This window comes from Nonomuraea sp. NPDC050643 (assembly GCF_040654715.1).
GTDB lineage: Bacteria > Actinomycetota > Actinomycetes > Streptosporangiales > Streptosporangiaceae > Nonomuraea.
In genome coordinates this window covers 180,246-192,855 of record NZ_JBFAIM010000001.1, presented here as the reverse complement: position 1 = coordinate 192,855, position 12,610 = coordinate 180,246, and the positions used below count along the sequence as shown (strand labels likewise).

Below are 12,610 nucleotides of genomic sequence, written 5' to 3'. Positions count from 1 at the left end.
CACCCGGCTGACACCTCCAGCGGCCCTCTGGTGACCGAGCGTTTCGGTGGGCGACTCCCGCCCACCGAAACGCTCGGTCACCGCAATTGATCGTTATCAGGCGCCGTCAGCCGGCTTCCAGAACGAAGAACAGGAAGCCCAGGAACCTCGGGCCGGTGATCTCGCGGAACTCCTCGGGGAACAGTTCGCGGGCTTCCGGCACGAACGGCGGTTCGCTGATGACGCTGATGCGGAAGCCGGCCGCGGTGAAGGACTCGGTCATCGCGTGCAGCGGCCGGTCCCAGAAGCTCATCTGGGCGGTCTGCCCACCCATGGTCCATTCTTCGATCCGGTTACGGGTTCCGAAATAGCCGGCCTTCTCCCCGGCCCTGTGACGCATGAGGGGGATCACGAAAGGATGCTCGACCGAGACGAGGAGCCGGCCGCCGGGCCTCAGCACGCGGCGCAGCTCGGCCAGTGTCGGTCCCCAGTCCTCCAGGTAGTGCAGCACCAGGGACGCGATGACGTCGTCGAACGCGTCGTCGGGAAAGGGCAGCGGGCTCGCCAGGTCGGCGACCCGCAGATCCGCGTCGTCACCCAGCCGCCGCCGGGCCAGCTCCAGCATCCCGGCACTCGCGTCGATGCCGGTCACGACGGCGCCTCGATCGCGTAGCGCGGAGAACAGGGGACCCGAGCCGCAGCCGGCGTCGAGGATTCGCCGGCCGGTCACGTCCCCGGCGAGCTCCAGCATCGCGGGCCGTTCGTAGTACGCGTTCAGGACGCTGACCTCGTTCTCGGCCGCGTACCCCTCGGCGAGACGGTCGTAGTCGTTGAACGGGGAGGGATGCGCGGTCTCAATGTGATCTTCGGGCGTGGTGGGCATGCGGGCCATTCTGGCCCAGTGATCTCGATCCGGGTCGAAGGAGCCTGTCCCCGCTCCTCGCACGCGCGGAGATCTATCGCAGGAGCCGCTGGGGTTTACCCCGGTTCGAGCTGGGCCATATTACGATTCAGCTACTTGGAGCTCCAGGTAGAGGTTGGCTTTTCAGGACATAGCCGACTTAGGAGGGCCAGAATGCGGGTTCGACGCAGTGTCGAGCCCCCAACCGGAGGACAGGATGCGCGGACAGCTCAAGGCATGGGCCTGTCTCGGATGCCTTCTGGCTCTGAGCTTCCCGGCGCCCGCCGCCCAGGCGTCCGCCGCACCCGCCACCGTGGCGACCGCCGCGCAGGCGTGCCGGGTGCTCGCCGCCAAGCCGGTCGTCTCTTCGGGCCTCGTGCGCGGCACGGTCACCAGGGCGGGCTGCGCGGACGAGGCCCGGCTCCGGGTGCGCATCAAGGTCGCCGCGTCGGGCGCCGATCCCGTCGTCAAGAGCGGCTCCCAGGTCGTCGGCAACGGCCGCGTCACCGCGAAGGTGCGCTGCACCGGCACCCAGCGCCGCTACTACGTGGTCGCGCTCGACTCCCAGGGCCGCGTCGACCAGTCCCGCTCGGCCAGGCTGTCGTGCGGCGGGCGCGCGGCGTCGGCCGGCGGCTTCGCCTCGGCGCCCGAGACGGCGGTCGTCAGGCTGACCAACCAGGCCAGGGCCAAGAGCGGCTGCCGTGCCCTCGTCCACGACCCCAAGCTGCACCTCGCCGCCGAACGTCACTCGACGGACATGGCGGTCAACAACTACTTCGCGCACGACTCGCGTGACGGCCGCTCCTTCGACCAGCGCATCAAAGCGACCGGCTTCGCCTTCCGCCTGGCCGGCGAGAACATAGCCAAGGGCCAGCCCACGGCCGCCGCCGTGGTGCGGGCCTGGCTCGACAGCCCCGGCCACCGGGCCAACATCATGAACTGCTCCTTCACCCGCATCGGCGTCGGGCACCACACCAAGGGCCCCACCTGGACCCAGGACTTCGCCACCAGTTAGCGCACTCCCCCGAACCAAGGGAGCGTCGGGCTTTCACCGGCCACACCCCGAGCCGGTTTCCCACCGCACGCCCACGCGCTCCCCTCCGGGCGGACCCGGCCGCGCCTCCCCCCGCACACAGGACCGCGGCCGGGTCCGCATCACCACCCGCACAACCCTCGAACAGCGACGACCAGCCCAGCCGCGCCGCAGTCAACCCCCGGAACACCGAGGTCAGCCGAGCGCGGCGCGCAGCCGGTCGTAGCCGGGAGCGAGCCGCCGCAGGGCCGCCGCCACGGCGGCGTCATCGCCCGTGACCAGCGGATGTTGCACCGCCCCGAGCACCCGGGCCTGACCCGCGGCGGCCGAGGCCGCCTCCACCAGGCCGATCGACTCCAGGCACGAGGCCGCGTCGGCCGCCCGCCGGGCGCCCACGCGCACGCCGAAGTGCACGAGCAGCCCCCGCACCTCGGCGTCGAGCCCGGCCTCGACCAGGTCGGCCAGCCGCAGCGCGGCGGCGGCACCGCCCAGCGTCCCCGGCGGCACCGGCAGATCGTCGCGCCCGTCCAGCCAGCGCGCGGCGGCGGGCAGCGACCGGCGCAGCGCGTCGGGGACGGAGACGTCCCGTACGCGCGCGAAGCGGGTCCGCAGCACGTAGGAGGTGCCGAGATACTCCACCGCCTCGGCCCGCCAGGCGGCCAGGAAGTCCGGGACGGGCAGCGTGGCGAAGGGATGACCGTGCGGATCGTGCACGACGACGCTCTCGCCCTCCACGGCGAGGACCACGACGTAGTGGTCGCCGCCACCGCCGGGCGTGTAGGGCAGCAGCGCCATGTCCACCGGCCCGGCCAGCGCGGGACCGCGCGCCACGGCGGCCCGCAGCCGCTCCAGCGCCTGCTCGGGGGTGCCCGCGTCGCTCCGGTCGCACTCCTGGCCGAGCAGGTCGATGGCGGCGTCGAGCCCGATCTCGGGGTCCCAGCCGTAGGGGTCGAAGAACGGCCTGGCGCCGCCGATGAGCTGCATGCCGAACGGCGACCCGGTCAGCGTCTCGATCACCCCGGCCGGCGGGGCGGCGGGGCCGAGCATCATGGCCAGAGAGTTCGCGTAACAGTACGGCCCTGAACCGACATAAGGGAACATGCGCCCCAGTGAAGGCCCTGACACGGTGTCAGACGCAACTCACCCGGTGGGGCGGTCCGAGAAGCGGGCCAGCACGAGCGACTCGACGACGCCGACGACCGCGTACGCGAGGATGGACACCCCCGTGACCACCACGATGTCCGCCCACACCTCGTCGTAGCGGAACCCGCCGATCGCCCGCAGGATCTCGGCGCCGATGCCCTGCCCGGTGGCCAGCCATTCGGCGATCAGCGCGCCGATGATCGAGGCGGGCACGGAGATCCTGGCCGAGGCGAAGACCGCGGGCATCGCCGTCGGCATCGCCACCTTGCGCAGGACGGTCAGCCGGGTGCCGCCGTACGCCATGATCAGGTCGGTGGCCTGCGGCGAGGCGGACCTCAGCCCGAAGGCGATGTTGACCAGGGCGGGGAAGAAGACCACGATGCCGCCGATGACGGCCACGCCCAGCAGGTCCCTGCCGAAGACGAGCGTGATGAGCGGCGTCATCACCACGAGCGGCACCGACCGCAGCAGCATGGCGACCGGCATGAACGTCTGCTCGACGGTCCTGAACAGCACGAACGCGAAGGCGACGGCCATCGCGCCGGCCATGCCGGTGGCGAAGCCGATGGCGGCGTCCCTGACCGTGATGCCCAGCGCGCCGAACACGGCCTCGCGGTGGGCCTCCGACGCGGTCAGGTATGCCCAGACCTGCGGCGGGCGCTTGCCCACGAGCGGGCTGATCCCGAACGCCTCCAGCGCCAGCCACCACGCGGCCACGACGATGAGCACGGAGGGGACGAGCGGCCCGACGACCCGCAGGATGGTACGGCCGATCACTGTGTTTCGCCTCTCGACCAGGGGGTGACCAGGCGGGCGACGAGGGCGACGACCGCGTACCCGGCTCCGGCGACCAGGCCGGCCACGAGCGCGAGCCCCCAGGTGCGCGGCACCTGGAACTGCTGCTGGGAGATCATCAGGGAGACGCCGAGCCCCTGGTCGTTGCTGCCGAGGTATTCGCCGATGATGGCGCCGAGCAGCGCGGACGGGGCGGAGATCTTCAGGCCCGCGAAGGTGCCGGGCAGGGCGGAGATGATCTGTACGTAGCGGAGCCTGGCCAGGCGGCCGCCACCGTACACGGTGACGAGGTCGAGGCTGGCACGGTCGGCGGAGCGCAGCCCGAGCAGGGCCCCGATGAGCGTGGTGAAGAAGACCGAGATGGCCGCGAGGAACACCACGGTGGCCTCGCCGCCGAAGACCACCAGCACGATCGGGCCGATCGCGAGCAGCGGGACACAGTAGCTGATCACCGCGAGCTGGGTGGCGACGGCCTCGAGCCTGGGCACGAGCAGCACCAGCAGCGCCACGCCGATGGCCAGGCCGTTGCCCCACAGGAAGCCCTGGACGCCGGCGGACAGGGTGGCGGACAGGTTCGGGCCGTAGAAGGCCCAGCCGTCCGCGCCCATGGATTCGAGCACCGCCCAGGGAGTGGGCACCGCGCCGCCGCCGGCGAACACCGTCACGGCCAGCAGCCACCAGAGCCCGATCAGGGCGACGACGCCGAGCAGCCCCTGGACACGTCTCATGAGCCGTGCCCGAACAGCAGGTCGCTGAGGTGGTCGTGGATGGCGTGGAACTCGGGCGTGCGCATCATCTCGGGCGTACGCGGGCGTGGCAGGCCGATCTCCACCATCTCGACGACCCGGCCGGGACGCGGGCTCATGACGGCGACCACGTCCGACAGGAAGATCGCCTCGCTGATGCCGTGCGTGACCATCAGCGTCGTGGCGGGCTTCTCGGTCCAGATGCGCAGCAGTTCGAGGTTGAGCCGCTGGCGGGTCATGTCGTCCAGGGCGCCGAACGGCTCGTCGAGCAGCAGCACGCTGGGCTTGACCACCAGGGCGCGGGCGATGGACACGCGCTGGCGCATGCCGCCGGACAGCTCGGCCGGCCGGGCCTTCTCGAAGCCCTCCAGGCCGACCAGCTTGATCAGGTCCTCGATCACGCCCGGCTCCGGCCTGATCCCGGCCACCTCCAGCGGCAGCCGGATGTTGGCCGCGACGCTGCGCCAGGCCAGCAGGGCCGAGTCCTGGAAGGCGATGCCGAGGTGGTGGCTCCTGCGCAGCTCTTCGGGGGTCTCGCCGTTCACCAGGATCTCGCCCGTCGTGGGCCGCTCGAGGCCGGCGAGGATGCGCAGCACCGTGGACTTGCCGCAGCCGGACGGGCCGAGCAGTGACAGGAACGAGCCCTTCGGCGTCTGGAGGTCGACGCCCTGGACGGCGGTCAGGCCCTTGCCGAAGGTCTTGCTCAGCCCGGTGATGGCGATGCCGGTCATGACAGCTTCAGGCTCGGGTCGGCCTTGTAGATCTCGTCCAGGATCGTCAGGTCGAAGAGCTGCTCGGCCTTGATGGCCAGCCCGGCCTTGGCCAGCGACTCGATGTTCTGTGCGACCAGCTCGGGCGTCATGGTGAACAGGCCGTTGGCCTTGGCGTCAGGGGTGACGACGAGGTCGTTCTGCATCTTGGCCTCCTCCGTCTGCTCCTTGACGTCGAGGTTCTGGTCTTTGCCGTAGACGGTGGCGGCCAGCTCGGCGGACTTGGCCGGGTCGGCGATGGCGTCCTTCCAGCCCTTGATCTCGGCGGTCAGGAACGCCTTGAGCTTGTCGCGCTCCTTGTCGATGGTCTCCTGCGTGACCGTGAACGTCTCGGCGACCAGCGGCAGGCCGGCGTCGGCGAGCAACAGGTACGCCGGGTCGTGGCCGCCCATCCGCAGCCGTACGGGGCCGCTGGTGACGAAGCCGACGTACCCGTCGAGCTGGCCGGAGGTGAGCATCGAGGGGTCGGACTGGAACGGCACCCGCGTCACGCTCGACGCGTCGAGCCCGTTGGCCTTGAGCAGCGCGTTCCAGACCAGTTCGTTGGAGTCCTGGACGCCGATCTTCTTGCCGACCAGGTCCTTGGCGTCCTTGATCGGGTTCTTGTTCAGGGAGATGATCGCGAACGGGTTCTTCTGGAACGTCGCGCCGACGATCTTCAGCGGGGCGCCCTGGAGGATGGCCGGGGCGGTGATGGTGGGCGCGGACAGGCCTGCCCAGCAGCGGCCCGTGGCCAGGCCCGACTCGACCGAGGTGCCGGAGCCGCCGCCTGACAGGAGCTCGACCTGCGTGAAACCGGCGGCCTTGAAGTAGCCCTTGCTGTCGGCGAAGTATTCACCGGCGAACTCGACGTTCTTCTTCCAGGAGAGCTGGAGCTTGACCGACCCGAACCCGCCGCCGGACGACGACGACGTGGAGGTGGTGCCGGTGTCGCCGCAGGCGGCCAGACCGAGCGCCAGACCGGCCAGACCTGTTGTCCGCAGGAACGCGCGACGGTCGAGGGTAGCCATAATTCTCCTTGAACGGCCGTGAACATGCAGGTCAGGACGGTATCTATCGATTATTACCATCGTGTGACGATGGTTTGGGACAACATGACCAGGGATGCGGCCGTGAGCGGGAACGCCGGAAAAGCGCTGGCGGGCCCTGTAGGTCCCTACGAGAGGGCCGCGTGAGGACCGTAGATCCCTCCAGCCGCCCCAGGGCTCCGGTAGCGTCGAGCGTGAAATGAGACTCGACGGAATCCCCCTTTGGGACGGTACCGAATATCGCGGCCCGGTCGACCTGAGCTGGGAGCCCGACCGGATCACCGGCGTGGACTCCGCACCGCAGCTCCGCGCCGACCTGTGCGTGCTCCCCGGCCTGGTCGACACGCACGTGCACCTCGTCGGGCACGCGGGCCCCGGCGACCCGCCGGACTTCGCGACCTGGCCGCTGGTCACCACCAGGGACGAGCAGGTGCTGCACGGCGCCGCCCACGCCCAGCGGGCCATGCGGCACGGCGTCACCACGCTGCGCGACCTGGCGGGCGACGAGGCCCAGATCGCGCTGCGCCGGGTCTTCGACTCCGGGGTGCTGCCGGGGCCGCGCATCCAGGTGCACGGCGTGGTCGGGATGACCGCCGGGCACAACGACCTGTTCGTGCCGCCGGCGTTCCCGGGCCGGAAGCCGACGGCCGACGGGCCCGACGAGTGCCGCAAGCTCGTACGCACCTGGGCCCGCGCCGGCATGGACGGCATCAAGCTCACCACCAGCGGCGGCGTGCTCTCGATCGGCGACAAGAACGCCTGGCGCAACTACACCCGCGACGAGATCAGGGCGGTCGTCGACGAGGCGCACGCGCTCGGCATGCTGGTGGCCTCGCACGCCCACTCCGAGGACGGCATCCGCGTGGCCGTCGAGGAGGGCGTCGACTCCATCGAGCACGGCACGCTCATGAGCAGGGACCTGGCCGAGACGCTGGCCGCCCGCGGCACCCCGGTCGCGCCGACGCTGCTGATCAACGAGGCCATCGCCGCCGGCCGTGTCCCGGTCACGCCGGAGGCCATGGCCAAGGCCGCCGAGCTGGTCGCCACCCGTGACGTGCTGCTGGCCCAGGCCGCCGCGCTGGGGGTGCGGTTCGTGCTCGGCACCGACGCCAACGGCCACCACGTGCAGTTCGGCGACCAGTTCGCCGAGGTCGTGCACATGACGCGCATCCTCGGCATGGACGCGGAGTCGGCGCTGCGCGCGGCCACCTCCGACGCGGCCGACTCGATCGGCGTGCCCGTGGGCAGGATCGCGCCCGGGCTCGGCGCCGACCTGGTGGTGCTGCGCGGCCGGCCGTGGGAGCGCATCGAGGACCTGGCCGCCGAGAACATCGTGGCCGTGGTCTCACGGGGCCGTGTCGTCGCGGGCCGCCTGCCCTGACCGCAGCGCCAGATAGAGGTCGGTACGGTCGCGCATCGACGACATCCGCCGCCCGGTGAGCTCCTCGATGCGCTGCATCCGGTAGCGCAGGGTGTTGACGTGCACGTACAGCTCGTCGGCCGTGCGCTGCCAGGACCCGCAGGTCTCCAGGAAGATGTCGAGCGTGCGCAGCAGCTCGGAGCCGTGCCGCGCGTCGTAGTCGAGCACGGGCCCGAGCAGGTGGTCGCGGAAGGACCTGCGCACGCTGGCCGGCAGTGCGGCCAGCAGCAGGTCGAAGCTGTCGATGTCGGCCACCGACATGATCGACACGGGCCCTGGGCCGCTGCGCGCGGACTCCATGCCGCGCCTGGCCGTCTCCAGGGCCTCGCCGAGCTGCGAGACGCTGGCCGCCATCTCGCTGATCCCGGCCGCGATGCTCGTCCCCGGCCGCTCCGCGATCAGGCCGCGCAGCTCGTCGGCCAGGCTCTTGCGGGAGGCCCGGCCGTTGACCAGCACGATCGCCTCGCCCGGCGTGCCGCCCACGATCAGGTGCCGGCCCTTCCTGGCCAGGCCCTCGTGCAGCAGCTCGGGCAGGTCGTGCTCGGGGCCGCCGGTCCGGGTGACCGCCATCGCCGCGGTCGGCAGGCCGGGATCGGCGCCGAGCAGCCGCAGGTGCGCCGACACCTCGCCGGGCGGGATGTGGCCCAGCACGTCGAGCAGGGTCTGCGCCCGGACCCGCTCGGCCCTGCGCTGCTCGGTGGCGAAGCCCTCGACGGTCACGACCTCGGTGATCGCGCCGAACGACTGGTCGGGGGCGGCCAGCAGCAGCGGCAGGCGCCTGCGCTCGCACGCCTCGACCAACTCCGCGGGCAGCTCGCCCAGCACGATCAGGCCCACGACCAGGCCGGCGACGTCGCTGGCCCACAGCGCGTCGGCGAAGCGCTCGCAGTCGGCCGGCTCGGTGTACCAGACGCCGCTGGTGAGGACGAGGTCGCCGGACCGCAGATAGCGCCGGGGGTCGGGCAGGTCGGTCGGGTAGGCGCGGCGGATCTCACGCTTGAGCCCCTCGGTGCCGGTCACCGCCGTCAGCCGTAGGTCCTCGCGCGCGAGCAGGTCCGCCAGCCTCATGAGATCTGATGTTATGCCAGGTCAATGACCCCAAGTTCAGAGGTTCGCACGATACCTCGCACTATCAGGGTCCGGTTTACTCGTTGTCATGCGTCCCAAAGCGGAACTCCACCTGCACATCGAAGGCACCCTGGAACCCGAGCTCGTCGTCGAGCTGGCCAGGCGTAACCGGATCGACCTGCCGACCTTCGACGTGGACGCGATCCGGGCGCGCTACTCCTTCACCGATCTGCGGTCGTTCCTGGACGTCTACTACGAGAACATGGCGGTCCTGCGCGCCGAGGAGGACTTCTACGATCTGGCCGCCGCCTACCTGCGCCGGGCGGCCGGGCAGGGGGTGCGGCACGCGGAGATCTTCTTCGACCCGCAGGCCCATCTGAGCAGGGGCGTTCCTCTCGAGGTGGTGTTCGGAGGGCTGTCGGCGGCGCTGAAGGACAGTGAGGTGTCCACCGCGCTGATCCTCTGCTTCCTGCGGGACCGGGGCGCGGAGGAGGCCGAGCGGGTGCTGCGGGCGGCGCTGCCGTACCGGGAGCGGTTCATCGGGGTGGGGCTGGACTCGGCGGAGGTGGGTTATCCGCCGTCGTTGTTCCGGCGGGTCTTCGACATGGCCGCGGCGGAGGGGCTGCGCCGGGTGGCGCACGCGGGCGAGGAGGGCGGGCCCGACTACGTGTGGGAGGCGCTGGACATCCTGCGCGTCGAGCGCGTGGACCACGGCATCAGGGCGATGGAGGATCCGCAGCTCGTGGCCAGGCTGCGGGCCGAGCGGATCCCGCTGACCGTGTGCCCGCTGTCGAACGTACGGCTGCGGGCGGTGCCGTCCCTGCGGGACCACATTCTGCCCGCGATGCTGGACGAGGGGCTGGTCGTGACGGTCAACTCCGACGATCCCGCATATTTCGGCGGCTACGTCGAGGACAACTACGAAGCGTTGCGGCGCGAGCTCGGGATGACCGGCGAGCAACTCGATCGGATCGCCCGTAATTCCTTCGAGGCCTCTTTCGCGTACGAGGGCTGAGCACGGCCGGACGAGGGCCGAGCACGGCGGAGGGGCCCACCTTCGGGCGGGCCCCTGAAGCACGCTTCTCAGCTGCCGAGGATGGACACTAGCTGATGGCGCACTTGGTGTCGGTGCTCTTGATGCCGAGGATCTGGCTCAGGATGTCGCCGGTCTCGAGGACGAGCACGCCGCTCGTGCTGTTGTTGACCTCTCCGTCAGCCAGGATGTTCTCGTTACCACAGATGAGGAGGTGCCTCTCCCCGTCCTCGTTCGCCCGCGGCCAGGCGGCCGTCTTCGCGGCGAAGTCGCCGGGCGTCGCCGCGAGCGCGGAGCCGCCGGACACGAGCAGGCCACCGACGAGCCCGGCCAGGATGAGCCCTTGTCTGTACATATCGAATCTCCTCTGGAGCCTAACGACGACTACTCTCCGTAGCTATCGGCAGGAGATCTGCCCTATGCCCTCTTTCGACAAACACTCCGATTTTTGCTCTTGACCTGGGCAAACATGGCAGTTGGCGGAATAGGCGACGGAGACCGTTCTCCATGGTTAATCGCTGTGCGTAGCCTGAAGAGCGGTCGCCCTCGTACTGGCCGATTCATGACCATGGCGCCGGGACCTCCCGTGGCCCCAGACTGGAGCGTGTCGCGGGAGGGATCATGACCACACATACCGGACATTCCGCCCAGGCGGCTTCCGAACGGCGCCCCGAACTCGACGCGATGCGGGCCCTCGTGGTCGTCGGGCTGGTGTTCTTCCACTCGTCGATGGTGTTCGACTCGCGTGACGACTTCTACGTCAAGAACGCGGAGACGACCGACATCACGTTCATCATCGCCGCGCTCTGCGTGATCTGGGCGATGCCGCTGCTGTTCCTCATCGCCGGGCTCGGGTCGTGGCATTCGATGCGCCGGCGCGGGGCGGGCGGGTTCGCCGTGGAGCGGTTGACGCGGCTCGGAGTGCCGCTGGTGTTCGCCACGCTCACGATCATCCCGGTCCCCCAGTGGCTGCGGCTACGGGCCGATCCGGCCTACACCGAGTCCTACCTGGAGTTCCTGCCAAGGTTCTTCTCGGTGCGGCTGGAGCCGGGCGACTTCCCGTTCGTCCTGGAGGGGGAGTATTTCGAGACCGGGCACCTGTGGTTCGTGGTGCTGCTGCTCACGTTCTCGCTCCTGCTCTCGCCGCTGGTGCGCTGGGTTCCGCACGGCTGGGCGCGGCGCACACGCGACCGGCTCCTCGCGATCTCCCGGCCGCGCGGGGCACTGCTGCTGCTCGGGCTGCCGGTCGCGCTGGTCTGCGCGCTGGTGGGGCTGGAGGAGGCGTTCGGCGGCTGGAGCCGGTGGGCGTACCTGGTCTTCTTCCTGTACGGGTTCCTGTTCGTGACCGACCGGGGCTTCCGTACGGCGATGCGGCGGGACTGGGTGCCCGCGGCCATCGCGGGGATCGCGCTGATGGCGGTGGGGGTGCCCGGCTTCGTCATCGCGGGCGACGCGCCCGGCGCGGACGCGTTCACGGACCTGACCCCGCTCGCGGCCGGGGTACGGGCCCTGTACGGCATGGCCGGATGGTGCTGGCTGGTGGCGATACTCGGCGCCCTCGACCGCCCGCGCCCCGCCTCGCCGTCGCCGTCGCCGTCGCCGAAACCGTCACCGTCGCCGTCATCGGAGAGCCGGCCGCCCCGGCGGCTGTACGCCTACCTGGCCTCGGCCGTGCTCCCGCTCTACATCCTGCACCAGCCGATCGTCGTGGCCGTGGCCTACCTCGTGGTCGGCCTGCACGCGCCGATCCTGGTGGAGTACCTGGTGATCGTGGCGCTCTCGCTCGTCCTGACCGTCGGCGTCTACGACATCCTGGTACGGCGGACCAGGGTGACGAGGTTCCTGTTCGGGATGCGCGAGCCTACGGCAGGGTGAGGATGACCGGGCCGTCGGCGGTGATGGCCACCGTGTGCTCGACGTGCACGCTCCTGCTCCCGTCCGCCGAGCACACCGACCAGCCGTCGGAGGACATGTAGTAGCCGTCGCCCCCGCCGGCCATCAGGCTGGGCTCGATGGCGATCACCAGTCCGGGGCGCAGCCGCAGCCCGCGTCCCCTGCTGGCCTCGTTGGGCACGAACGGCGACTCGTGCATGGCCCGGCCGATGCCGTGGCCGCCGAAGTCGTTCTGCATGCCGTAACCGGCGCCGCGCCCGACCGTGGACATCGCGTGGCCGATGTCGCCCATCCTGCCGCCGGGCCGGGCCGCCTCGATGCCTGCGGCGAGCGTCTCCTCCGCGGCCCGGATCAGCTTGAGGTCCTCCTCGCGGGCCTGCCCGACGGCGAAGCTGACGGTGCCGTCGGCGTGCCAGCCGTCGACGTACGCGCCGCAGTCCACGCTGAGCAGGTCACCGTCCCGCAGCCGGTACGGCGACGGCAGCCCGTGCAGCATGACCCCGTTCACCGAGGTGCAGATCACCCCCGGGTACGGCATCGCCCCGAACGACGGGTGGTAGCCGAGGAACGACGCCCCCGCCTTCGCCTCCTCGATGACCGCCCTGGCCACCTCGTCGAGTTGCTGCAACGACACGCCCACTGCGGCTCGATCCTCCACCGCGGCCTGGACGGCGGCCACGACCTTGCCGGCCTCCCGCATCGCGGCTATCTCACCGGCTGACTTGAGCTCGATCACGGCCCCTCCTAGTCGATAACTATACCGGTATTATTATCACGGATCACAGCCGTGTCGACTGAGGA

Annotated in this window: 13 protein-coding genes; 4 read left to right on the top strand and 9 right to left on the bottom strand. The window is 70.6% G+C overall.

Annotated elements, in window-relative coordinates:
• Window positions 1-106 precede the first annotated feature (106 nt).
• Window positions 107-871 carry a class I SAM-dependent methyltransferase gene (locus tag AB0I15_RS00850; RefSeq protein ID WP_358088018.1) on the bottom strand — a complete coding sequence of 255 codons (765 nt, stop codon included), beginning with the start codon at window positions 869-871 and terminating at the stop codon, window positions 107-109.
• Between the two features lie 226 nt (window positions 872-1,097).
• On the opposite strand from AB0I15_RS00850, the gene AB0I15_RS00845 reads away from it, so the two are divergent.
• Window positions 1,098-1,895, top strand: coding sequence for a CAP domain-containing protein (locus AB0I15_RS00845; RefSeq protein WP_358088015.1), 798 nt, complete (start codon window positions 1,098-1,100; stop codon window positions 1,893-1,895).
• Window positions 1,896-2,108: 213 nt separating this feature from the next.
• Here AB0I15_RS00845 and AB0I15_RS00840 read toward each other — a convergent pair whose 3' ends face one another.
• The 5 genes from AB0I15_RS00840 to AB0I15_RS00820 form a co-directional block, all read right to left on the bottom strand.
• On the bottom strand, window positions 2,109-2,963 hold the full coding sequence (locus AB0I15_RS00840) for a hypothetical protein (protein ID WP_358088013.1): 855 nt from the start codon (window positions 2,961-2,963) through the stop codon (window positions 2,109-2,111).
• Between the two features lie 90 nt (window positions 2,964-3,053).
• Entirely contained in the window at window positions 3,054-3,833 is a 780-nt protein-coding gene (locus AB0I15_RS00835) for an ABC transporter permease subunit (protein ID WP_358088010.1), read from the bottom strand.
• A complete protein-coding gene (locus tag AB0I15_RS00830; protein ID WP_358088007.1) occupies window positions 3,830-4,579 on the bottom strand; it encodes an ABC transporter permease subunit in 750 nt (249 codons plus the stop codon). The genes AB0I15_RS00835 and AB0I15_RS00830 overlap by 4 nt, the downstream gene beginning before the upstream one ends.
• Window positions 4,576-5,328, bottom strand: coding sequence for an ABC transporter ATP-binding protein (locus AB0I15_RS00825; protein ID WP_358088005.1), 753 nt, complete (start codon window positions 5,326-5,328; stop codon window positions 4,576-4,578). Before AB0I15_RS00825 ends, AB0I15_RS00830 begins: the two co-directional genes overlap by 4 nt.
• The gene (locus AB0I15_RS00820; RefSeq protein WP_358088002.1) at window positions 5,325-6,377 is read right to left on the bottom strand and encodes an ABC transporter substrate-binding protein; all 1,053 of its coding nucleotides are present in this window, start codon (window positions 6,375-6,377) and stop codon (window positions 5,325-5,327) included. Before AB0I15_RS00820 ends, AB0I15_RS00825 begins: the two co-directional genes overlap by 4 nt.
• Window positions 6,378-6,594: 217 nt before the next feature.
• On the opposite strand from AB0I15_RS00820, the gene AB0I15_RS00815 reads away from it, so the two are divergent.
• The gene (locus tag AB0I15_RS00815; protein ID WP_358087999.1) at window positions 6,595-7,776 is read left to right on the top strand and encodes an amidohydrolase family protein; all 1,182 of its coding nucleotides are present in this window, start codon (window positions 6,595-6,597) and stop codon (window positions 7,774-7,776) included.
• Here the strand turns inward: AB0I15_RS00815 and AB0I15_RS00810 are convergent.
• Window positions 7,741-8,883 carry a helix-turn-helix domain-containing protein gene (locus AB0I15_RS00810; RefSeq protein WP_358087997.1) on the bottom strand — a complete coding sequence of 381 codons (1,143 nt, stop codon included), beginning with the start codon at window positions 8,881-8,883 and terminating at the stop codon, window positions 7,741-7,743. The genes AB0I15_RS00815 and AB0I15_RS00810 overlap by 36 nt on opposite strands.
• A gap of 88 nt (window positions 8,884-8,971) precedes the next feature.
• Between AB0I15_RS00810 and AB0I15_RS00805 the strand changes: the two genes are divergently transcribed.
• Window positions 8,972-9,898 (top strand): adenosine deaminase, encoded by a 927-nt coding sequence (locus AB0I15_RS00805; RefSeq protein ID WP_358087993.1) that lies wholly within the window; start codon window positions 8,972-8,974, stop codon window positions 9,896-9,898.
• Between the two features lie 88 nt (window positions 9,899-9,986).
• On the opposite strand, the gene AB0I15_RS00800 is transcribed toward AB0I15_RS00805, so the two are convergent.
• Entirely contained in the window at window positions 9,987-10,271 is a 285-nt protein-coding gene (locus AB0I15_RS00800) for a hypothetical protein (RefSeq protein WP_358087990.1), read from the bottom strand.
• 266 nt (window positions 10,272-10,537) lie between these two features.
• On the opposite strand from AB0I15_RS00800, the gene AB0I15_RS00795 reads away from it, so the two are divergent.
• On the top strand, window positions 10,538-11,791 hold the full coding sequence (locus AB0I15_RS00795; protein ID WP_358087987.1) for an acyltransferase: 1,254 nt from the start codon (window positions 10,538-10,540) through the stop codon (window positions 11,789-11,791).
• Here the strand turns inward: AB0I15_RS00795 and map are convergent.
• Complete coding sequence (map, locus tag AB0I15_RS00790; protein WP_358087984.1) at window positions 11,778-12,545, bottom strand: type I methionyl aminopeptidase; 768 nt, start codon at window positions 12,543-12,545, stop codon at window positions 11,778-11,780. The two genes, AB0I15_RS00795 and map, sit on opposite strands and share 14 nt — an antisense overlap.
• Window positions 12,546-12,610 lie beyond the last annotated feature (65 nt).